The following is a 22495-nucleotide window of genomic DNA, read 5'->3' as shown; positions in this document are numbered from 1 at the left end:
ATAATCATGCAATTATGATAAAAAAAACATTTCCACACTACCTCCAATTAGATGCTATGGATTGCGGACCTACCTGCCTTCGCATGGTGGCAAAATATTATGGCCGTACCTATTCCCTTCAATCTTTACGGGAGAAATCCTTCATCACTCGTGAAGGAGTTTCCATGCTTGGAATCAGCGATGCCGCCGAATCTATTGGCTTTAGGACAAGTGGCGTGAAGATTACTTTGGAACAATTAAAAAAAGAGGTATCCCTTCCATGTATCCTTCATTGGAACCAGAAACATTTTGTTGTTCTTTACAAAGTAAAAAACGATAAATTCTATATTGCAGATCCGGCAAACACATTGGTAACTTATACCGAATCCGAATTTTCCCGTTGTTGGCTCAGTTCTAAAACGGGAGATGAAGATACCGGAACCGCTTTACTTTTGGAGCCGGGGCCATCCTTCTACGACGCTGAAGAAGAAAAAAAGGCAGGCAAACATAAATTATCTTTCTTTTTCCGTTACATTTCGCCTTATAAGCATGAATTAACACAGTTGATACTTGGTATGATTGCGGCCAGTATATTTCAACTGATCATGCCTTTTCTGACACAATCTTTAGTGGATACCGGCATACGGGACTCTAACCTCAACTTTATTACTTTAATATTAATTGCTCAGCTTGTCATTTTTCTTGCCCGGTTATCTGTCGATTTTATAAGAAGTTGGATTCTATTGCATGTCAATACACGTGTAAATATTGCATTAATATCAGATTTCCTGGCTAAATTAATGCGTCTTCCTATCCGTTTTTTTGATACCAAGATGATTGGAGATATTATGCAGCGTATCGGCGATCATAAACGAATCGAGACTTTTATGACCGGTTCATCTATCAGTACGCTTTTCTCTTTTGTCAACTTTATTGTTTTTTCTTTTGTATTGGCTTATTACAGCCTTTCTATTCTGGGGCTGTTTTTAGTAGGAAACGGATTGTATATTGTCTGGGTACTGGCTTTCATGCGGTACCGTCGTGAACTTGATATTAAGCGCTTTGCACAGGCTGCCGGAGAGCAGAGTAATCTTTTTCAGCTTATCACCGGGATGCAGGAGATTAAACTTAATAACTGTGAGACTGAAAAACGTTGGCAATGGGAGCGTATACAGGTGAAATTATTTAAGATTAGTATCAAAGGCCTGGCAGTGGAGCAGTATCAGCAGGTAGGAACCGCGTTTTTTAGTCAAACAACTAATATTCTGATCTCTTTCCTTGCAGCACGTGAAGTCGTTTCCGGGAATATGACACTTGGTATGATGATGTCTCTTACTTATATTGTAGGACAGCTTTCTTCTCCTATAGACCAGTTTATTGGTTTTGCGCGTGCTTTCCAAGATGCTAAAATCAGTTTGGAGCGACTAGGGGAAATACATCAGAAAGAAGATGAGGAGGAAAATGCCGGCATGAAGGTGACGACATTGCCTGAGATGAGAACATTGACTATCGAGAATCTTAAATTCAGTTATGATGGGGCAGACAGAGATTATGTCCTGGATAATGTAAATCTCACCATACCGGAGAAGAAAGTGACGGCTATTGTCGGTTCCAGTGGAAGCGGAAAAACTACTCTGATTAAACTTTTGCTCGGGTTTTATGAGCCGAACAAAGGAAATATACGCGTAGGAAATATCCCTCTCAAACAAATAAATCCTCATGTCTGGCGGCAGAAAAGCGGAAGTGTGATGCAGGATGGTTTTATCTTTTCCGACACAATTGCACGTAATATTGCTATTGGGACAGATACAATTGATAAAGATAAATTACAGCATGCCGTAACAGTAGCAAATATAAAAGGCTTTATTGATTCCCTCCCTTTGGGATATAATACCAAGATTGGTTCGGAAGGGAATGGTATAAGCCAGGGACAGCGACAACGGATACTTATAGCGCGTGCTGTATATAAGAATCCGGAGTTTATCTTCCTTGATGAAGCAACTAACGCGCTCGATGCAAATAACGAACGGGAGATAATGGAACAACTCCATAAATTTTATGAAGGAAGAACAGTTGTGGTAGTAGCGCACAGACTTAGCACCGTACGGGATGCAGACAATATTGTTGTTCTTGATAATGGACGAATTGTAGAAGAAGGCAAACATGAAGAATTGACTGCCCGAAAGGGAATTTATTATACCTTGGTCAAAAATCAATTGGAGATGGGGAATTAATGGAAGACGATACTAAAAAAAATAGTGTAAAGCAGGTTGATCTTCGTAGTGAAGAAGTTCAGGAAGTCATGGGTAGTATCCCTGCATGGATTGTTCGTTGGGGAATTACTTTGTTGTTTATTGTCACGATGGCAATACTTATCGGCAGTTATTTTTTCCGTTATCCCGACGTAATCACATCCGAAATGACATTAACCGGGCGGTATCCGGCAGTGCAAGTTGTTTCACGTTCTAGCGGAAAGATTAATCAATTAATGGTGGCCGACGGAGTTAATGTAACAGAAGGAACAGTACTTGCCGTGATTGAAAATCCGGCATCGACAGCAGATATTCTCTTTTTAAAAGAGAACCTGAAACTGTATCCTGATAATCCCGACAGTTTATCTGCTTATTTTCCGAAAGATCGTGATATGGCTTTAGGAGATGTGCAGACAACTTATGTCTCTTTCCTCAGAAGCTTGCAGGAATACAGGAATTATATCGAATTGAATTACTATCCGCAAAAGATAGCTGCTACACATAATCAGATCGATAAATATAAGCAATATGCGCAGAATCTTAAAAGGCAACTTCAGGTTGTAGAGTCTCGGTATGATATTGCGCATCAACAATATGAAAGAGATTCGCTATTGTTTTCACGGAACGTAATTTCTCCCTACGAACAAGAGACAGCCCGGTCTGCTTTGTTACAAAGCCGCCAAACGGTGGAAGATGTAGCCGCTTCATTTGAAAATGCGGCAATCCAGATAGCATCGCTCGAAACAGCGGTGTTAGATCTTCAATTACAGGAAATGGAAAAAAAGACACAATTACAACAAGATTTACAGACAACAGCTAGTGAGTTGGCAAATGTAATTCATACGTGGGAGCTGACTTATTGTTTGACATCTCCTATAGACGGCAAGGTTACGTTTACAAAATATTGGAATGAAAATCAGTATATTCCATTAGGAGACCCTGTTTTTACAGTAGTACCTGCCACTTCCGATTTATTAATGGGAAAAGCTTTATTACCTGTAGCACGCTCGGGTAAGGTAAAAGTCGGACAACGAGTGATTGTGCGTTTTTCAAACTATCCGGATCAGGAATTCGGAGTTGTGAACGGAACCGTTAATAGTATTTCTTTAGTTCCTACGGATAACAATTATACCATTGAAATCGCTTTTCCACAAGGGCTTATAACCAATTATGGTAAAACCCTTCCTGTCTCACACGAAATGACCGCTACCGCAGAAATCGTAACAGATGATCTTCGTTTGATCGAACGTTTCTTCATGCCGCTGAAGAAGGTGTTTAGGGAAGGGCTGGGGTTGTGATTTTTTTGTCTTACTTATGAATAATCATCCTTCTTACAGTTATTATTAAATATTTCCAAATTTTGAAAGTGCTTTTATGTATCACTTTTTGATTTTATAAAGATATATGTGGCTATACAGATTGTTACTTCACATGGCATAAATTTGACTTTCCAATAACAACCTCATAATTAGATGGGGAAGGGCAAAGATATTGAAACAAACAGTCTGAGCAAGGCTGACTATCTCTAATTCTCCTCCAAGCTGTATTTTCTATCATTTCTCTGTTCACTATATCAACTAAAGCATCTTTATAGATATTTCCTAAAACAGGACTATTCAGATTTGCGCTTACATCTCCATTCACGGATATTGTTAACGAACCAAAGAAATGTGAATTCATATTTTGGTGTATAAAAATTTGATTGAACGAGGTATTAAACTGCAAAATATCATCCTTACTCATATAGACATATTCTTTAAAGAAGTCCGAATTTGTATCTATATACACTGGATGTATTGAGAAATCATCTATTTTATATTTATCTATTATCTCTTCAGCTTTTGTACACTCATCATATTGAGTAACATAAAAATGAATTTTCATTTGTAAACTATTTAACAGTGATGAGGATAATAACAGTTGCTCTTTTTCCAAAGGAAAAGGTACAATAATATTGTAAATAAAGTTCGGATTCAAATTCACATTATTCACAAAGTCCAAATAATGACTCCAGATATGAATTTTTCCTTTGAATTGAGTCAATAAAGGTAATAAAGCTTCATAGTGTGGATACTGAAATATATTACCTCCAAATAAATTCAACTTTCCTATTGGAGCGTATTTAATTTGGGAAAAAATATGCTTTAATGCTGTAAAGTCAATAACCTGACATAGTTCGTTTTCTTTTAAGTAGCAACATAATTTTTGTTTAGCAATCTTATTACAGTTACCACAATGATGATGACAAACATTATATAGGTAAATATTCAATTCTGACAAATAAAGTAGAACCATTTCTCCCACATCTCTCTCTTCTGTTTTTTGTAATTTATCAACGTCACATTGAATATTTAGAATAGGCATCATTTGTATAGGCCTTTCGGGAAAATCCATTATATCCTGAATATACCCCATTTCTTTCGCCAAAAAAGAACATAAGAAATCTTTGTATTCAGGTTTTACCAACCTATTACCTTTACAATAAACTGTACCAAGATTTTGTTTTTTATGCAGTTGCTGCAATAAAGCTATTATGGCTTTATTTTCAATCTCTAAAGACTTCCCATTTTTAGTATTATATAATAAAGCTTGTTTGTTCTTGATACAACAGTATACATAAGGAGCAATAACTAACCAATATTTTTTTTCTTTATCAAACATGTTGCATTTTGTTTTTATTCAGTTATGACCTCTTCCATTATTCTATAATAATCTGTCGGGTGTTTACGTAAAAATGCTATTTGATTTGATTTATACATTTCAAATGAACGCTTATCCATATATCCATAGCAAATGGGGGAATCCTCTAACCCTTTAAGGTTAAAAAGACATTGTATACAAGATGCTGCTTTATAGCACTTCTTACATAGAGGTGCTAATTTTGCATAATAAGCATTATATCTATCAGCTATCATTTCAAAATCAAGCTCAACGCCACTGTCATCCGAAACTTTACCCAATGCAAAATGCTGTCCGATACGTTCACACGGTAAAATTTTACCGTTTACAGTAACGAACATCCTTTTACTAAATGGAAGACAGGTACCTGTAGGAATTTTCTTGTTTGTTCTGCCATATAATAAGTCTGAATAATTTCTAAACACATATCCACTGTATTGGTGAATGAAATGCGTCACTGTTTGATAGGTCGCTGATTTCAGGAACATCTCTCGTTCTATTTCTTCATAATTTTCAGCTTGATGTAAGCTTTCTTCTGAATTGCGATACGTATCCTGAAATAATTTTATTTTATCTGGGCTTACACCCATATTATTCAACTCGCCAATACTTGGTGTTTTATTATAATGTGTCTTAAAGAATTCGTAAATACTACTGACTGAATTCCGATTATGTAAGACTGCATTAAAATTCACTTTGTGTTCGAAATATTCTGGATATTTTTTACGCAATATTTCTATATTCCTAATAATGTCAGAATATACAACCTTACCTTTCTTATTTACCCGATAAGAAGTTGCGTGTTCATCTCCATCTAAACTAATAAGTAAATTAAAACCATGATCTACCAGATAATCCATATACTGATTAAGAAGTAATGCATTAGAAGTCATCGAGAAAACAAAACTACGATTTGGGCAAGGAAGCTTCTCTATATAATCTACTATCGATTTAACAAATGTCATATTCAATAGCGGTTCTCCTCCATAAAAACTTATATATGTATATCGCTTAACAGAAACATTATATTCAGAATTCCAGTAAGAAGCTAAATAATCTATCAATTTTAGAGAAGCAGGTAAACTTATTTTTAAATTCTTACGCTTATCATAGTCATTATATAACTCACCATAGTTGCAATATTTGCAGCATAAGTTACAAGCATCTGTCACCTCAAACGTTAATTGCCGCAGATTGGCTAACTGAAATTTGATATCATCTGCTGTTAAGTACTTATTATCCATTATATTAAATTTCTGTTTTTTGCATTTTCTAAGACATAAGAAGACAAATAGTATTCAGGATTGTCATATATACAGGTGGGTTGATTATTATTAATAAGTGCCTCGTAGTTTTTTTGAATACAAGGTCCCATGCAAAGGGGTAATATTCGACATTTCTCACAACATTCATTTTCGAATGTTGCCTTAGCAAACATTTTACTGATTATCCCATCATTCCAACTTATCAATCCATCATTTTGTAAGTTCCCTATCATTAATTTTTCATTATAGTCACGAGCTGTACATTTAAATATTTCACCATTATAATTGATTACATAATGATTAATACTGTCCGCATAGCAACATTTGTAACGAAAAGGGGTATAGGTCCAAATGCGAGATCTGAATCCAGACTTTGTAAATAAGTCTCTTGTTTCTTTCAATAATTTATGCGTTTCATTTGTGCATGAAACCTGCCACACTTTCTGAAAATCAATCATAATACATTTTCTACTATTTTCTGTAAAATCATTTATAATATCTTTTATGTCCTTCAGTGTCTGTCTATCATAATTTATACGTAAACAAATTGCTATATCAGGAATCAATTCTGTTAGCAAATTTATATTATTCATAACATCTCTATATGTACCACGTTTATTGGCATAGCGCTTAATAAGATTTTGACGCTGTTCATTTCCATCAATAGATATTTGAATGAAATTAAATTTTGCCTCCTTCATATATTTAATTTTATTTTCATCCAATAAAGTGGCATTAGTTGTGATTTGTTGCTTAAAGTCAACTTGATATTGCTGTGCAAGTGGCAATGCAAAATCTGACACACTCTTTATTATTTCATTAAAATACATCAATGGTTCACCTCCAAACCAATCCAACAGTATTGAATTCGATTTATGTTTAGTTACTAACCAATGAATGTGCTTTAATAAATGATCCACCACTTCATCACTCATCCTGTTTTTGTCGTGTTTTGTTCCGGTATAATCAACCGAACAATACCAACATTTCAGATTACAATCTAAGGTTGGATTTATCGTAAGATGATAATTTCTATTCATATACACACTTCGCCTATTCTGGAGTTTGAGATAGGCCAGTTCATCAAAATCAGATTGCAGAATGAAACCAGACTGTCGGAATGCAGCATATAAGTCCGGGTATTTTTCTTGAAATGTCGGTAAATGCTCCATCAAAGTTTCAATTACGGCATACTCTTTTGCTTCTATTGGCAAAAGTGTATCAGACAGTGTATTATAAAGTATAGTCCCCTCAGGATATTCAATTTCAATGTTGTATCGGCTTACTTTATCATTCATGTTATTTCTTTTTAATTATCTTTATATATCAGAGTTCAAAATTCTCACTCCTATCCACAATCACTTTTATTTTCAATCGCTTTCCTTGGCGATTGATATCATACATAAGCGTATCTTGCAGTAGAAATTCCTTCTTTTCTTCAGTAGTACATGTTTTAATATCTTTCCCATTAACAGCAATAATTTCATCCCCCTCCTTTAATCCCGCTTTCTTACAATAATTCTCATCATAATCAGCTATTTTATCAATAATAAACTTTCCTTGTTTATTCATGTTGGAAGACATGTGAAAACGTTTGGACAATGGATTGAAAATACGCTGAAAGCTCTTGATTGGCAATAAGCCTAGTTGCTTGTTTTTCAAATCAAAATAGACATTAAATCTTTTGAGAAAGTTCAGTCCTACCAAATATTGACCAGGCATTGAAGTAGGAAAGTCGGCTGTATGAATTCTCAATGAATCCAATTGTACTTGATTGGATAGTGTAGCACCCACAATAAAACGTCGGAAATAATAGGGCTCTTGTACCCAGACTGCATCTTGGCGGCTGTTGAAAAAATCAAATTCCGGAACTCCCGAAATCAGAACCACATCCCAATGCATACCGGTGTCTATCAGAAATCTACGGTTAAGTGTCAAAGTATCTCCATCAGAGAAGGTCACTTGCAGGGGTAGGTCAACGTAAACCCGAGAAAGTGGATCTCGTGTCAAAGGAAATGTCTGGCAGTTTTCCGGCATAACGAAGTTTGAATCAGAATGAATCTCTATATAATTATGTTCAAAATTCAGTTCCCATATATGTGTTGTATCATTTTGTGGAATATGAAACAATCCATCAGAACAATCGCACATAGTTCCTTTCCAATCCCAAACATTCATTCTATTAAATAAAAGATTTGTCTCTCCCACGCGAATAGTCATTGCTGCAGAATAATATGTCGAAGCTAGTGCACTACTACCTTTAGACCATGCCGTTCCTGTTGGTAATATTGCATCTGGCGATGAATGCATAATGGCGGGATGCGCTATACAAAAAGAAGAATCCAACTCAAATATAGTTCCTCCTGTATCAAAAATTAAATTTGCAGTTACACTATCATTAAAATGTACCGGTAATTCCATTACTAAGCTTTTAGGACCAATAATAAAAGATACCCGATTGGGGAAACTCTCTTGCATAGGTTTCGTACAACAAATGCTTGCTGCTATAAGGGCAATAACGAAGCCGGAGTGACAGATGGCTTTATGGATTTTATTCATACTGGCAGATTATATAGGTTTATACTGCACTACTAGAATAACTTCTATAGTAGTGCAGTGGTTTGTTAATTTCAAATCACACAAGTTTTCCTTACAAGATACCTATGTACACAGTTTATCAAGAGCAGAAGCCGTTAACTCCACAAGACGAATGTGGCTTAGGCCCACAGCAAGGATTAGAGCCGTCCGATGTATATCCACCGGCATTATTAGCACCACTATTCGCACTTGTGGTAGAACCACCTTGGCCTTCGTACGCACAACTACATTGACAACAACCGGGAGTTCCTCCTCCTAGAATACGGCACATACTTCGTTCATTCAACTCAGCTCTTGCCACTTCATTCAATTTTAACTTCTTTAGTTTCATCTATTAGAATTATTTAGAGTTATACGATTAGAACAAATAACTACTTTTTGCCAATAAAGCCACATGAGCTTTTAGTATAGTCGGTACTTATTGATGCAAAAAATCAATAAATACCTTACGTGCTAATTTTATTTTTCCCTAGTGTCCAAATGTCACCAGAAGGGATAAATGGTGAAACATAAATTGACTTCTTCATAATATTTGAAAACTAAGATTATATAGACCTGATATCAAATACATTTCCAATGACAAGGAAATTTAATTCAATATCATTAATTCTTTTGGTTTTTATAGATTTCAAGAGAATATCATAATAAAAAAACAGCTCTTGCTTATCTTCTTTTATATAAAACTCATACTTTCTGTTTCTATCTGTTAGATCAAGATATCCCAAATGCAGAAGTAATGTTTTGCTAAAATGCATATTACCAGAATATGGAACTGATTTAAAATGTAAGTGTCGTTTTGCATTAATCTGCATCCGTCCCTTATTCCTGAACATCCGCCATCTAAACCATAAACCATTTTGAGATAATGGATGAGAATCTAACATATTTGTCCGGTACGTCTCCATGCTATCCCATAAATTTGCAATCCAAACCCCTACCGTATCTACATCGTCTCTTTTCATCACTTCCCTTAAATCCACAAACCGGTCATCAAACTGTTCGTCTGCATCTATGAAGATAAACCATTCCGATTTAAAGAACGAGGCTATGTCCAACAGGATATTACGATTCTGTTTGTCATTAAACTCGGTACGCGCTTTTTTCGCTTTGATTAATAGTTTATCCGATTGGGCTATCCGGTAGGTATCGTCCGTACTTTCATCGTCCAGCAAAATGATGCCGTCACAATATTTCTCTACACTACGCAAACAATCAGTTATGCGTTCGGATTCGTTGTAAGTAGGAATTAAAGCTATCAAAGGATATGACTTTTCGAATATATCATCTGACAATATATCAAATTGCTTTAAGGTCGAAAGATAATCCCGACATTGCTGTTTGGCGTATGGATGTTCTTCCCAGTCATATTCTACCGTATAATTGGTTCCCCAATCAGATTTATTCACATTTATCTCTACAGGCAAAAGTATCTCCGATAATAATTCATTCTGTATGACTGTTTCCTGATAGAAACCTTCTTTCTGAATCGATATAGTTTCCGGGAAAAACAGTTGATGGATGCCAGCTAACTCCAAACGTCTACGCAAATTGTCATCGGCGTCTCTCCATTCGGTATAACGTTCATCATATCCGCCTACCTTTTCAAAATATTCTTTTTTAGCCATGACGCTACCATAGGGAATCAACTTATCCATATACCGGGTTTGACCGGCAGCATAATGTTCCGGGTAAGAATCCTGCTTTTCGCGTAACTCATAGATTACGTCCGTGCAAAATTCCAATACCGGATACATAATCAAAACGTATTGTTTCGTTGCCTGTCGGATGCCGGCATTAAAATCAGTTGCCGGATTGTGTTGCGGGTGATCTTGTGTATTAATCATTACTATCCAATTGATAAATGGATAAGTACGGATATAATCCAGTGTCTCTTGCTGTTCGTTCGGCTCATTGATCACCAGCACCACTTCAATACCGTTTCGTTCATAGTAGTTCGATTCAGACGAGAATACCCGTTTAAATTCATCTAATCGGCCACAAAGTGGTATTACGATGCTTAAATCAAAGTCCGGCAACTGTTTCATGGTGAAAAAAGTATTAGTTTCTCTTTCCACAACTCATACAGATTAGACCAAAGTATTCCGGTTTCCTCTTTATTATATCCGTTTCGTTCGGCTAACTCCAGTACAGACAGAGTTCCGTCACACTGTTTCAGCAGGCTGACCATTTCTATATCTATCTCGCCAAAACACCCGAACCCACGCATCAGATTTTGTCTTCCGTCCGATTCTTCCAAAGCAAACAAAGAGGATAAGCGGGGCTTTAACGAATACCTTTCGCTGCGTTTGTTTATCGATGCAGACAAACTGATTATCCGCTCTGTTTCTTCCAATATTTTTTTATCAATAATAATTTTACCATAATCCGCAAATATCTTTTTTTGAACCTCAAAAACAGATTTCAGGGAATCAGATGTAAAGTATTTCCTGATTTCCACTTCCAGTAAATCCAAAGGAACCATCTCTCTGAAACATGCACCTTTCCGTCCTCTAAAAGATACGGATTGTAAGTGGTCATAGTTAGCAGGCGTCACCATTCCTCCCAGACCGTAATCTCCTAAAATAACACAAGGTTTACAAAGTGCCATCGCACGCACTGCATCAATACCTGAGGCTACCACCAAATGCGCTCTCCTATAGATGGAAAGCTTGTAAGAGCTAGGTGCGACAATGACAAAAGAAGGCAATGCGTTCTTTAAACATCGATATTCATCCGAAACGATAGTTAGCAGGGCATTCGTNTTAATTAAAATGGCATTAAAAAAGAAACTTTGAGAGATTGCTGCCCTTGTTTGAATGTTTATGAAATGACCATGTTTTCGTTGCTGAAAATCATCGGGATCTTTTTATAAAATGATCCCGATGATTTCAAAAAATGATCCCGATGAAATTTTTATTTGATAAAAATCATATCTTTGGTCTGTTGTAAGGCGAATGAATAAAAGCAAGTTAGTTATGAAACCGGAAATTACTGTCATAATATGTGCTTTTGCACTGGTGTGTTCTTCCTGTGTGCTGAATACTCCGAAAAATGATGTGGAATATAATGGCTTGAATACAATTGAAATAGCCAATGTGAATGATTTAATATCATTTTACCAATATACGGAAGATCGTATTCCGTTGATTAGCGGACACCGTGGCGGCAGGGTAAAAGGTTTTCCTGAGAATAGCCTTGAAACTTTTGCTAATACACTGAGTTATACCCCTGCCACTTTTGAAATAGATCCCCGTTTGACAAAGGACAGTGTGATTGTTTTATTCCATGATGATACATTGGGAAGGACCAGCAATGGAACCGGAAAAGTTTCAGACTATACTTGGGAGGAGCTGCAGAAGTTGCGTTTAAAAGACCCGGATGGCAATTTGACGGATTGTAGGATACCTAAACTGGAAGATGCCATCCGTTGGGCTAAAGGTAAGACTGTGCTGATACTGGATAAGAAAGATGTTCCGATGGAACGTACGGCACAACTTATAACCGATATGGAGGCCGAATCTTACGTTATGATAACGGTCCATAATGGTGCTGATGCCCGTTTTTACTACGAGAAAAACCCGGACTTTATGTTTGAAGCCTTTGTTAAAACCAAGGAGGCGTTGCAAGACTATGAAGCAAACGGGATTCCTTGGAATCATATTATGGCATACATTGGTCCGCAGGTAACGCCGGAAAATCGCGAAGTGATGGATATGCTTCATGAGCGTGGAGTTATGTGTATGGTTTCGGCAGCTCCTACGGATGATAAATTGCCGACGGAAGATGACCGGGCGGAAGCTTATCGCCAGATAATCCGGCAAGGTGTGGATATTATAGAGTCGGATCGTCCTATCGAGGTTTCGAATGCTATTTCTTCATTTATCTCGGGAGACAGCAGCAAGGAAAAATTCTTTGGCTTACAAGACACCGAATAAAAGGCATATTATCTTATATCTTAAATACTGTAAAAAACAATTGACAAAACATGAACAATGAATTAGAAATGAACTCTAACACATTAGTGGAGTTCCTGCAGAAACCCGCTTCGGAATTTACAAAAGCCGATATGATCCGGTATGTCAAGGAAAATGATATACACATGGTGAACTTTATGTATCCGGCAGGTGACGGGCGTTTGAAAACCTTGAATTTTGTTATTAACAATCTTGCTTACCTGGACGCGATATTGACATGTGGCGAACGTGTCGATGGCTCCAGCCTGTTTTCTTTTATTGAGGCCGGAAGCAGCGACTTGTATGTCGTACCCCGTTTCCGTACGGCGTTTCTTGATCCTTTCTCGGCTTCGCCTACTCTTACAATGTTATGCTCTTTCTTTAATAAGGACGGCGCTCCGTTGGAAAGTGCACCCGAATATACGTTGCATAAAGCTTGTAAGGCTTTTACCGATGTGACGGGTATGGAGTTTCAGGCAATGGGAGAACTGGAATATTATGTAATTGCGCCGGACGACGAACTTTTCCCGGCCACAGACCAGTGTGGTTATCATGAGTCGGGCCCGTATGCCAAGTTCAATCAGTTTCGTACCGAGTGCATGAAATATATTGCGCAAGCCGGAGGACAGATTAAATACGGACATTCGGAAGTCGGGAACTTTACATTGGACGGTATGGTGTATGAGCAAAATGAAATAGAGTTTCTTCCCACACGTGCCAGCGATGCAGCCGACCAACTGATGATAGCAAAATGGGTTATTCGTAATCTGGCAAATGAATATAGTTACAACATCACTTTTGCACCGAAGATAACTGTTGGAAAAGCAGGGTCGGGTTTGCATATTCACATGCGTATGATGAAAGAAGGGAAGAATCAGATGTTGGCAAATGGCGTCCTTTCTGAAACGGCACGCAAAGCGATTGCCGGTATGATGGTATTGGCTCCGTCTATTACTGCTTTCGGCAATACAAATCCTACTTCTTACTTCCGTTTGGTTCCCCACCAGGAAGCCCCTACTAATATTTGTTGGGGAGACCGGAACCGTTCCGTTCTTGTTCGTGTACCGTTGGGATGGTCGGCAAAAACGGATATGTGCATGTTGGCTAACCCTTTGGAAGAGGAGAGCCATTATGATACAACTCAAAAGCAGACTGTGGAAATGCGTTCGCCGGATGGGTCGGCCGATTTATATCAATTGCTTGCAGGGTTGGCTGTTGCTTGCCGTCATGGATTTGAAATGGAAAATGCTTTGGAGATAGCAGAGAAGACGTATGTTAATGTAAATATTCACCAGGCCGAGAATGCTGCCCGGCTGGAATTATTGGAGCAGCTACCCGATAGTTGTGCGGCTTCTGCCGACCGCCTGCAACAGCAGCGTGCCATTTTTGAGAAATACAATGTATTCTGCCCGGCTATGGTTGATGGTATAATAAAAAAACTGAAGTCATATAATGATGCAACTTTGCGTGCGGATTTACAGAATAATCCCGAAGGAATGAAAGAACTGGTTAAGGCTTATTTTCATTGCGGATAAGGTAAATAAAAAGGCGGTGTGCCATCTGCGTTCCGTAATAGCTTTTGGGGCACACCTTCTTTTTACAACATTCCCAGTTCGGTAAACATCTTCCGGTAGACTTCTGCTTTTTCTTCCAATGGTTTAGGATAAGCGCGTGAAGAAGAGGGCATACGATACAAACGAAGCGTGCGGCCGGATAATTCAAACTCCGTGTATGTACCGACTTTTGGCTCCTCCATTTCCGGCAATACGGATAATAGTGTTTCCATCGCTTTCTGGCCTGTCACAACAATGGCTTTGCATTCGGGAATACGATTGAGTATTTCTTCAGGATTGAGCGGCTTTACCACTTCCAGAAACTTGTCGGATGCATTGTCTTTCTGACGGATTACTTCCATAGCCGTATCGCCGATACCGACTCCATTTTTCAGGCAGAAATTCTTTGCTTTTTCTTCACTGAACGTTTTTCTTGTTGCCAGAAAATAGTCTTTATCCGCATGGAATAGTAATCCGAGGATACGCCACATATCATTTTGTATGTTCGGGTAGTAGAAATTCATCGACCACCTTGCTTTCGGAGGAGGAAAACTGCCTAGCATAAGTAAATGTGTATTCGCCGGCAAAAAGAAACCAAGTGGGTGTTGTTCTATTGGTTTATTGTCCGCGTCCATTCTTTTTAAGCTCCCGTTTATTGTCTTCTTTAGCTAATAAAACGACGTTATACACAAAGTTGGAAATCCATTGTTCCGAATAGCCTAGTGTTTCTGCATATTTACGGATGCTCCATGCTGTTTTCTGTACGCTGACGTCTTTCCATTCAGACTTGGTAAGAATGTCGTGAATCGTTTTTTGTGTCATATTCTTTAATAGCTTCTTTACCAGCATGGAAAAACGGAATTTCCATTGCATCAGATTGCCAAGCAAGGTAAAGAGGTCGTTGTTGAAACCCTGGAATATGAAAAAGTATGTTTTGATATCGTTCTGGGTTTTACAATTCTTTTTTACGGAGGCATCTATTTCTTTGAAGAAAGACTCTTCCAGCCCGTAATCTTGCATTAATACTTTGCGGACACGTGATTTTTCTGCAACTCCCAGTTTGTTGTTTTGGGTCGGTATCTTCAGCATACGTTTGAACAATGCCATGTCGGGCAAGATGTTCAAATTGGTAATACCGAGGTTGACAGCCATTACGGCTTGATAATATACACGGATAAGAGATACAAATTCTTCAACTGAACCTTTGCCGGTTTCTTCTGCTACGTCGCTATTCTTCCTGAATAATTTAGAGATTATATTCATCACTGTTTATTATATTGATATTTACGGGGACAAATGTAATAAAACTTGCCTTGTCTACCGATAAACTATTCAATTCTCTCGACAGTAACTTCCGGAAATTCTTCCATAAGGGTAAGTAAATGGCTTTCTTCTGTGTTCTTTTTAGCTTTTATTACCATAGTGACAATGTAAGAATCGGTATCTGTATGGTTGAGATGCTTCATCTCATAGGATGAAATAATATGTCCGCGGTCATTTAAAAGGCGGGCTATCTTTTTAATAATATCTTTTTGGTTTGTAGAAAAGACAATCAGCGAACTGCGTAGTCCGATGCTTTTAAAAATGTAACTTAATAATTCCAGTCCGATTAGTGTAAGAATAGTTGCGGCTACGCCTATAGCGTACATACCGGAACCTATGGCTAGCCCGATACCGGCCGTAGCCCATATACCGGCAGCTGCAGTCAGGCTACGTACAAATTGTTTATTATTGGTTTAAGCGCCATTCTCTGTGAAAAGAATCTATAGCCTCTTTTACTGAACCATGTAAAAGAAGAAGGTGTTTTGCCTGTTCATAATCCAGGCTTAGTTCTTCCATGATCATGCGGGTTCCGCGGTCTACCAACTTTTGGTTGGTGAGCTGCATGTTTACCATTCGGTTTCCTTTTACCCTTCCCAACTTTATCATGGTGGAGGTGGTAATCATGTTAAGTACCATTTTTTGTGCTGTTCCGCTTTTCATCCGTGTACTTCCGGTGACAAATTCAGGCCCGACTATCGGCTCGATAGCAATGTCTGCTTCATTGGCCATAGGCGAGTCCGGATTACATGAGACCGAAGCTGTCAGGATGCCGCGTTCCCGTGCGTTGCGCAGAGCCCCGATAACATAAGGTGTTGTACCCGAAGCTGCTATACCTATTACAGTATCATTTTGGTTGATATGATAGGCTTCCAATTCTTTCCAGCCTTTTTCCAAATCGTCTTCTGCTGCCTCGACAGGGTTGCGTAGTGCTGTGTCTCCTCCGGCAATTAGTCCGATAACTAAAGTGTTTGGCATCCCGTAAGTGGGTGGAATTTCGGATGCATCCAATACTCCGAGCCGGCCGCTGGTGCCTGCTCCCAAATAGAAAATCCGTCCGCCTTTTTTCATTCGTTCCACAATAGCCGCGACCAGTTTCTCTATTTGCGGAATTTCTTTATTTACTGCGATTGCTACTTTTTGATCTTCCTTGTTAATGTCTTCCAGTATTTCCCGGACAGACATTTTATCCAGATCATTATATAAAGAATCGGATTCTGTGATTTTTTGGAATGCCATGTTAGTTTATATATGTGAGTGATAAGAAATCAGTCCGGGCATTGGAGCCTTTTCTATATTTCCTGTCTGCAAATTTAATGATAATGCGGCTTCTTTCAGAATTTCTTTGTAATAGAATGCAATAGATCCTGTGAAATGTATAGGATATTTGTCGAATCCGTCATATTGCATTACATTGCGGATAAAGAAATTGCGGAAACCGGAATATACGATGTTGTAAATGGGTTGTTCGGTTATATTTTCGAGCAGAAACCGGGAAAGTGTTGCCAGGAAACGATTTGGGAAAGGCTGTTTATATACCCTATCTAAAATTATGGCCGGAGTCAGTTCATATTGTTTCATGAATTTGTCGACTAAATATTCCGGTAATTGATGTTTCAGGCAGTCGCCTATAAGAGTCTTCCCTAAAACAGCTCCGCTGCCTTCGTCTCCCAGAATAAAACCTAACGGGGAAACATGTTCTACTATTTCTTCTCCGTCAAACAGGCAAGAATTAGAACCTGTACCTAAAATACAGGCTATTCCCGGCTGGGTTTTGCATAGAGAGCGAGCTGCAGCCATCAAATCGCTGTAAACTTCTATAGGTGCAGGTATGTAACGAAGTAAAGCATCTGCTATGATCTTGCTTTTCTCAGGAAAAGCACATCCTGCCCCGTAGAAATAAATAGCATCTATTTTGTAGTTTGCAATAGCCGGGCAAAGTGTATCTTTTATTTCTCCTGCAATTTCTTCAGGAGATTGGAAGTATGGATTTGTTCCCGCTGTTAAAACTGTTTGGACGGAAATCCCTTTTATATTGTCCGCAACGCACCATTCTGTTTTTGTGGAACCACTATCGGCTATTAGAATCATAAACGTGATATTTAAAAGTTAAAAACGACTCTCTGGATGATATATACGGCAGCTCCGGCCAGATAGCCAAGCAAGGCTATAAATGAAATACGTTTCAGATACCATAAAAAGTTGATACGTTCCAATCCCATAACGACAACTCCTGCAGCCGAACCTATAATCAACATACTTCCTCCTACACCGGCACAGTATGCCAGGAATTGCCAGAATACGCCGTCTTGCACGAAATGAGACATATATACGGGATCGGCAGCTGCTGCAATCATTGTTTCATTCGCTATGGGATACATACCCATTGCTCCGGCAACCAAAGGAACATTGTCGATAACAGCCGATAATGTACCGATAATTAAATTGACAGCATACACATTACCAACAGTTTTGTCCAGCCAGAGGGCAAAGCCGGTAAGTGCGCCGCTACAGCGTAATGCGTCTACAGCTAATAAAATACCGAGGAAGAATAGTAATGTTGAGCCGTCTATACGGTGGACAACTTTGGAAAGACGCAGCTTTAAGTCTTCTTCGATCCGGTTATTCCTGTACATTATTTCGGTATAGAACCATAAAATCCCTACTCCCATAAGGATGCCCATGAAAGGAGGCAGATGTGTCAATGTCTTGAATATCGGGACAAAAAGCAGGCAAAATACGCCTAATATAAGAATGGATAGTTTTTCTTTTGTTTTTAAGAACTTTAGTACCTCTTCATTCGGGTTGTTATCGAAAACATTCGGGAGTGTTACATTTCCGTGAAGGTATTTCATAACTAACAAGACCGGAACCAGAGCAGATACTATACTAGGCAAAATCAGATGCGGAATAGTGGAAGCTGTGGAAATATTTCCTCTTACCCATAACATGATTGTTGTTACATCTCCGATCGGAGACCAAGCTCCTCCGCTATTGGCAGCGATAATGATAATACTCCCGAATACCCATCTGTCTTTATAATCCCCGATTAATTTGCGTATCAGCATAATCATAACGATGGAAGTAGTCAGGTTATCCAAAACGGCAGACATGAAAAATGTAATAATCGCCACCATGAATAAAAGCTTGCGTTTCTTTGTTGTGATAATACGGTTGGTGATAAACATAAATCCACCGTGTACGTCAATGAGTTCAACCGTAATCATTGCACCAATTAGGAAGATAAGTGTTTCGGCTATTTCTCCGATGCTATCCAGAACCTGATGCTCTACGACAAAATGAATACATTGTTCTTTAAAAGAGAATAATGAATAAGATGGGTTATTTTGTAAAAATTGTTTGAATTCTTCGACAGATGCATTGGGTATGAAAGAAGGTGCCCCGTATGTATATAATACCCATAAAATGGTTCCGACAAGTAAAGCCGTTCCTGCTTTGTTAATCTTTAGCGGATGCTCCAGGGCAATCAACACATATCCGACCAGAAAGACGATGATCATGTATGTTAACATAATGTATATGTATTAAACGTGTATTTTTTAACGATGCAAAAGTATGAAATTTCTAAATCAATTAACACTCTGTGTATGTAAATGGTTCTGTTTTTATTACTTTTGTCCCAAAAGAAAAAGGTAGATTAGATGTCACAATTAAATATAAACGGGCTGACTAAGAGTTTTGGAGACTTGGTTTTGTTTGAAGATATAACGTTTGGTATTACACAAGGCCAGAAGATTGGTCTTATTGCGAAGAATGGATCCGGAAAAACAACCTTGTTGAATATTATTGCCGGGAAAGAGGATTATGATAGCGGCTCCGTTGTTTTTCGTAATGATTTGAGAGTTGGGTATCTGGAGCAATCTCCTGCTTATCCTTCCGAACTGACTGTTTTGCAGGCTTGTTTCTATTCTTCAAATGAAACCGTTCGCCTGATAGCCGAATATGAACAGGCTATGGCTAATGATGACCATTCTAATCTGGAAGATATCCTTCTCCGGATGGATAACATGAAGGCGTGGGATTATGAGCAGAAGGCTAAGCAGATTTTAGGGCAACTCAAGATTTACAATTTTGACCAGAAGATAAGTGAGCTTTCCGGAGGCCAGTTGAAACGTGTGGCACTTGCCAACGTACTGATTACCGATCCTGAATTGATTATTCTGGATGAACCTACCAACCACCTTGACCTGGAGATGACCGAATGGCTGGAAGGATATCTGAGCCGTGCCAATATCAGTATATTGATGGTGACTCACGACCGTTATTTTCTGGATCGTGTATGTAGTGAAATTATCGAGATAGACAGGAAACAAATCTACCAATATAAGGGGAACTATAGCTATTATCTGGAAAAACGCCAGGAGCGGATGGAGGCATTGAATGCCGAAGTAGACCGTGCAAGCAACTTGCTTCGTAAAGAATTGGACTGGATGCGCCGTCAGCCGCAAGCGCGCGGAACGAAAGCCAAATATCGTATTGATGCTTTTTATGAACTGGAAAAGAAAGCAAAACAGCAGCATGAAGCCGGTAATGTTAACCTGGATGTGAAGGCTTCGTATATAGGTTCGAAAATATTTGAGGCAGAACATGTAAGTAAAAGTTTTGGTGATCTGAAAATTACGGAAGATTTCAATTACGTTTTTGCCAGATATGAAAAGATGGGTATTGTAGGGAATAACGGAACCGGGAAGTCTACTTTTATTAAAATGCTGATGGGTGAAGTTGAACCGGATAGTGGCCGTTTCGATATTGGCGAAACTGTGCGTTTCGGTTATTATAGTCAGGATGGTTTGCAGTTTGACGAGCAAATGAAAGTAATTGACGTAGTACAGGATATTGCTGAATATGTTGACTTGGGTGACGGCCGTAAAATGGGAGTTTCCCAGTTCTTGAATTATTTCCTTTTTGCTCCCGAAAAACAGCATAACTACGTCTATAAGTTGAGTGGAGGCGAGAAACGCCGTTTATATCTTTGTACGATACTGATGCGGAATCCGAACTTTCTTGTGCTGGATGAGCCAACCAACGACCTTGATATTATTACTTTGAATGTGTTGGAAGAATATCTTTCCAATTTCAAAGGTTGCGTGATTGTTGTTTCACACGACCGATATTTTATGGATAAAGTGGTAGACCATCTGTTAGTATTCCGTGGTAATGCTGATATAAAAGATTTCCCTGGTAATTATACACAATACCGGGAATGGAAAGAAGCGATTGATCTGCAGGAGAAGGAAGAAGCAGCAGCTCGTCAGGCCAAGTTAAGTCCTGTTCAGGGAAAGCCTAACCGTTCACCCGACGAAGCGAAGAAAAAGCTCACATTTAAAGAACGCAAAGAATACGAAGCGCTTGAAGTTGAGATACCTGCCCTTGAAACGGAAAAGGTAGAACTAGAAGTGGCTATGAGTAGTGGTTCATTATCAAATGACGAACTGATGGCAAAAGCGGATCGCATTGCCAAAGTAATAGATGAAATTGATGAAAAGACAATGCGTTGGTTGGAACTAAGCGAATTTGCATAAATAGAAAGCGCACTTCCTATTGATTGCGAATAAAGAACCCTTTTATTCATTTGAGTTGGCCTTTTGTTTTCTTACATTTGCTCCCTGTTTGATAATTAGTTGGTGATGGATACAAAGGATAAACAGAATCCTGCTTTGTGGAACAGGAATTTCGTACAATGCTGCCTTTCTTACTTTTTGATGAACTTTGCATTTTATATGTTGGTGCCCACGTTGCCGGTTTATCTGGTGGGTGAACTGGGAATTGAAGCATCGGAAGTTGGCTTGGTGATGGCTAGCTATACCATTGGCTTAATGTGCGTCCGCCCTTTTTCAGGTTATCTGGTGGATTGCTTTTCGCGGAAACCACTTTATCTTTTTAGTTTTATTGTTTTTGCAGGCTTGTTTGCCGGATATCTGGTAGCAGTTACGATGGCTGGCATTATAGCTGTCCGTTTCCTGCAAGGAGGATTTATGGGGTTGACTTCTGTATCGGGTAATACAATTGCAATAGATGTTATCCCTTCGCAGCGTAGGGGAGAAGGAATGGGATTTTACGGATTGGCTGTAAACCTGGGTATGTCGCTTGCTCCATTGGCTGCTCTTCCTTTGTATGGATGGAAAGGGTTTGATTCTTTGGTTGTAGCGGGGTTAATGATTGCTTTTATTGGTGTATTTTCAGTCAGTCTGATTCGTTATCCGAAACGTGAAAAGGCGGCCCGTCCTTCTTTTTCTTTAGACCGGTTTATCTTGTTAAAAGCTTTGCCGGCAGCTTTTTCGTATATGTTTGTCGCTATTCCTTACGGGATGATTCTTTCCTTTGTGGTCTTATATGGAAAAGAAACAGGAATATCCGATCCCGGGTACTTCTTTATCTTTATGGCTGTCGGGGTTGGTACTTCACGCCTTGTTTCGGGGCGTTTGGTGGATCATGGAAAGATTCACACGGTCTCTGTTTGCTCATTGGTTAGTTTAGTCATATCGTTTATGTTATTTGCCTTGGTTCATAATGAGATTCTCTTTTTTAGTTTAGCATTAACTATCGGTATGGGGTTTGGTATTAGCGTACCGGCTTTCCAATGCCTTTTTGTTAATGTGGCACCTCATCACATGCGGGGAACGGCTACTTCTACATTTCTTACTTCTTTGGATTTAGGAGTGGGTATAGGGATGCTTTCAGCCGGTTTTATTGCTTCGTATACCAATTTGTCGGTTGCTTATCTTAGTGGGGCAGGATGTTGTGTGGCCTCTTTATTGGTCTATCTTTGTTGGGTACGGGATTCCTATGAGAGGAATAAGCTGTAAGGTACTTTGTTTTTTCCCCTGGTGAAACTTTATTTTTATCGGGATGAAACTTTTTTCCGACACCGATAA

18 protein-coding genes and 1 pseudogene are annotated in these 22495 nt (G+C 38.7%); 6 read left to right on the top strand and 13 right to left on the bottom strand.

The features are described from left to right. Positions 1 to 14: 14 nt before the first annotated feature. Positions 15 to 2213, top strand: coding sequence for a peptidase domain-containing ABC transporter (locus CTY47_RS07160; protein ID WP_199163407.1), 2199 nt, complete (start codon positions 15 to 17; stop codon positions 2211 to 2213). Continuing rightward, positions 2213 to 3529 carry an HlyD family secretion protein gene (locus CTY47_RS07155; RefSeq protein WP_099464171.1) on the top strand — a complete coding sequence of 439 codons (1317 nt, stop codon included), beginning with the start codon at positions 2213 to 2215 and terminating at the stop codon, positions 3527 to 3529. Before CTY47_RS07160 ends, CTY47_RS07155 begins: the two co-directional genes overlap by 1 nt. A 124-nt stretch (positions 3530 to 3653) precedes the next feature. Here CTY47_RS07155 and CTY47_RS07150 read toward each other — a convergent pair whose 3' ends face one another. The 7 genes from CTY47_RS07150 to CTY47_RS07120 form a co-directional block, all read right to left on the bottom strand. Then, the gene (locus CTY47_RS07150) at positions 3654 to 4892 is read right to left on the bottom strand and encodes a TIGR04150 pseudo-rSAM protein (protein WP_099464170.1); all 1239 of its coding nucleotides are present in this window, start codon (positions 4890 to 4892) and stop codon (positions 3654 to 3656) included. Between the two features lie 14 nt (positions 4893 to 4906). Continuing rightward, positions 4907 to 6154 (bottom strand): radical SAM peptide maturase, encoded by a 1248-nt coding sequence (locus tag CTY47_RS07145; protein ID WP_099464169.1) that lies wholly within the window; start codon positions 6152 to 6154, stop codon positions 4907 to 4909. Beyond that, a complete protein-coding gene (locus CTY47_RS07140) occupies positions 6154 to 7473 on the bottom strand; it encodes a radical SAM/SPASM domain-containing protein (RefSeq protein ID WP_099464168.1) in 1320 nt (439 codons plus the stop codon). The genes CTY47_RS07145 and CTY47_RS07140 overlap by 1 nt, the downstream gene beginning before the upstream one ends. A 28-nt stretch (positions 7474 to 7501) precedes the next feature. Beyond that, positions 7502 to 8734, bottom strand: coding sequence for a PDZ domain-containing protein (locus CTY47_RS17295; protein ID WP_233202120.1), 1233 nt, complete (start codon positions 8732 to 8734; stop codon positions 7502 to 7504). A gap of 118 nt (positions 8735 to 8852) precedes the next feature. Further along, complete coding sequence (locus CTY47_RS07130; protein WP_099464167.1) at positions 8853 to 9104, bottom strand: TIGR04149 family rSAM-modified RiPP; 252 nt, start codon at positions 9102 to 9104, stop codon at positions 8853 to 8855. 214 nt (positions 9105 to 9318) lie between these two features. Continuing rightward, positions 9319 to 10818 carry a glycosyltransferase family 2 protein gene (locus CTY47_RS07125; protein WP_099464166.1) on the bottom strand — a complete coding sequence of 500 codons (1500 nt, stop codon included), beginning with the start codon at positions 10816 to 10818 and terminating at the stop codon, positions 9319 to 9321. Further along, a complete protein-coding gene (locus tag CTY47_RS07120) occupies positions 10815 to 11417 on the bottom strand; it encodes a hypothetical protein (RefSeq protein ID WP_143813353.1) in 603 nt (200 codons plus the stop codon). Before CTY47_RS07120 ends, CTY47_RS07125 begins: the two co-directional genes overlap by 4 nt. 331 nt (positions 11418 to 11748) lie before the next feature. Between CTY47_RS07120 and CTY47_RS07115 the strand changes: the two genes are divergently transcribed. Beyond that, a complete protein-coding gene (locus CTY47_RS07115; protein ID WP_099464831.1) occupies positions 11749 to 12708 on the top strand; it encodes a glycerophosphodiester phosphodiesterase family protein in 960 nt (319 codons plus the stop codon). A gap of 50 nt (positions 12709 to 12758) precedes the next feature. Next, positions 12759 to 14261 carry a glutamine synthetase family protein gene (locus CTY47_RS07110; RefSeq protein WP_099464164.1) on the top strand — a complete coding sequence of 501 codons (1503 nt, stop codon included), beginning with the start codon at positions 12759 to 12761 and terminating at the stop codon, positions 14259 to 14261. 62 nt (positions 14262 to 14323) lie between these two features. On the opposite strand, the gene CTY47_RS07105 is transcribed toward CTY47_RS07110, so the two are convergent. The 6 genes and pseudogenes from CTY47_RS07105 to nhaD all read right to left on the bottom strand — a co-directional run bounded on the left by CTY47_RS07105 (position 14324) and on the right by nhaD (position 19132). Then, on the bottom strand, positions 14324 to 14914 hold the full coding sequence (locus CTY47_RS07105; protein ID WP_099464163.1) for a uracil-DNA glycosylase family protein: 591 nt from the start codon (positions 14912 to 14914) through the stop codon (positions 14324 to 14326). Further along, the gene (locus CTY47_RS07100) at positions 14898 to 15542 is read right to left on the bottom strand and encodes a hypothetical protein (protein WP_099464162.1); all 645 of its coding nucleotides are present in this window, start codon (positions 15540 to 15542) and stop codon (positions 14898 to 14900) included. Before CTY47_RS07100 ends, CTY47_RS07105 begins: the two co-directional genes overlap by 17 nt. Positions 15543 to 15607: 65 nt before the next feature. Next, positions 15608 to 16006 (bottom strand): annotated as a pseudogene (locus CTY47_RS07095) (MgtC/SapB family protein); the annotation flags it as partial. Position 16007: 1 nt separating this feature from the next. Further along, positions 16008 to 16838, bottom strand: coding sequence for an N-acetylmuramic acid 6-phosphate etherase (gene murQ, locus CTY47_RS07090; protein ID WP_099464160.1), 831 nt, complete (start codon positions 16836 to 16838; stop codon positions 16008 to 16010). A gap of 6 nt (positions 16839 to 16844) precedes the next feature. Further along, entirely contained in the window at positions 16845 to 17690 is an 846-nt protein-coding gene (locus CTY47_RS07085; protein WP_099464159.1) for an ATPase, read from the bottom strand. Between the two features lie 11 nt (positions 17691 to 17701). Continuing rightward, complete coding sequence (gene nhaD, locus CTY47_RS07080) at positions 17702 to 19132, bottom strand: sodium:proton antiporter NhaD (RefSeq protein WP_099464158.1); 1431 nt, start codon at positions 19130 to 19132, stop codon at positions 17702 to 17704. 129 nt (positions 19133 to 19261) lie between these two features. Between nhaD and CTY47_RS07075 the strand changes: the two genes are divergently transcribed. Both CTY47_RS07075 and CTY47_RS07070 read left to right on the top strand, forming a co-directional pair. After that, complete coding sequence (locus CTY47_RS07075; RefSeq protein ID WP_099464157.1) at positions 19262 to 21142, top strand: ABC-F family ATP-binding cassette domain-containing protein; 1881 nt, start codon at positions 19262 to 19264, stop codon at positions 21140 to 21142. A gap of 105 nt (positions 21143 to 21247) precedes the next feature. Beyond that, positions 21248 to 22426: an MFS transporter gene (locus tag CTY47_RS07070; RefSeq protein WP_099464156.1), complete on the top strand. Its 1179-nt coding sequence runs from the start codon at positions 21248 to 21250 to the stop codon at positions 22424 to 22426. The last annotated feature ends 69 nt before the right edge of the window (positions 22427 to 22495 follow it).

Source organism: Parabacteroides provencensis (assembly GCF_900232875.1).
In the GTDB taxonomy this organism is placed as follows: Bacteria; Bacteroidota; Bacteroidia; order Bacteroidales; family Tannerellaceae; genus Parabacteroides; species Parabacteroides chinchillae.
The sequence above is the reverse complement of the archived record's forward strand: the minus strand, read 5'-3'. Positions and strand labels throughout refer to the sequence as shown.

Bases quoted from the DNA above. Each gene is read 5' to 3' on its own strand.
- CTY47_RS07075 (WP_099464157.1), top strand. From the start codon at position 19,262: ATGTCACAATTAAATATAAACGGGCTGACTAAGAGTTTTGGAGACTTG.
- CTY47_RS07125 (WP_099464166.1), bottom strand. From the start codon at position 10,818: ATGAAACAGTTGCCGGACTTTGATTTAAGCATCGTAATACCACTTTGT.
- nhaD (WP_099464158.1), bottom strand. From the start codon at position 19,132: ATGTTAACATACATGATCATCGTCTTTCTGGTCGGATATGTGTTGATT.
- CTY47_RS07145 (WP_099464169.1), bottom strand. From the start codon at position 6,154: ATGGATAATAAGTACTTAACAGCAGATGATATCAAATTTCAGTTAGCC.
- CTY47_RS07070 (WP_099464156.1), top strand. From the start codon at position 21,248: ATGGATACAAAGGATAAACAGAATCCTGCTTTGTGGAACAGGAATTTC.
- CTY47_RS07150 (WP_099464170.1), bottom strand. From the start codon at position 4,892: ATGTTTGATAAAGAAAAAAAATATTGGTTAGTTATTGCTCCTTATGTA.
- CTY47_RS17295 (WP_233202120.1), bottom strand. From the start codon at position 8,734: ATGAATAAAATCCATAAAGCCATCTGTCACTCCGGCTTCGTTATTGCC.
- CTY47_RS07160 (WP_199163407.1), top strand. From the start codon at position 15: ATGATAAAAAAAACATTTCCACACTACCTCCAATTAGATGCTATGGAT.
- CTY47_RS07115 (WP_099464831.1), top strand. From the start codon at position 11,749: ATGAAACCGGAAATTACTGTCATAATATGTGCTTTTGCACTGGTGTGT.
- CTY47_RS07100 (WP_099464162.1), bottom strand. From the start codon at position 15,542: ATGAATATAATCTCTAAATTATTCAGGAAGAATAGCGACGTAGCAGAA.
- CTY47_RS07085 (WP_099464159.1), bottom strand. From the start codon at position 17,690: ATGATTCTAATAGCCGATAGTGGTTCCACAAAAACAGAATGGTGCGTT.
- CTY47_RS07105 (WP_099464163.1), bottom strand. From the start codon at position 14,914: ATGGACGCGGACAATAAACCAATAGAACAACACCCACTTGGTTTCTTT.
- CTY47_RS07140 (WP_099464168.1), bottom strand. From the start codon at position 7,473: ATGAATGATAAAGTAAGCCGATACAACATTGAAATTGAATATCCTGAG.
- CTY47_RS07155 (WP_099464171.1), top strand. From the start codon at position 2,213: ATGGAAGACGATACTAAAAAAAATAGTGTAAAGCAGGTTGATCTTCGT.
- CTY47_RS07130 (WP_099464167.1), bottom strand. From the start codon at position 9,104: ATGAAACTAAAGAAGTTAAAATTGAATGAAGTGGCAAGAGCTGAGTTG.
- murQ (WP_099464160.1), bottom strand. From the start codon at position 16,838: ATGGCATTCCAAAAAATCACAGAATCCGATTCTTTATATAATGATCTG.
- CTY47_RS07110 (WP_099464164.1), top strand. From the start codon at position 12,759: ATGAACAATGAATTAGAAATGAACTCTAACACATTAGTGGAGTTCCTG.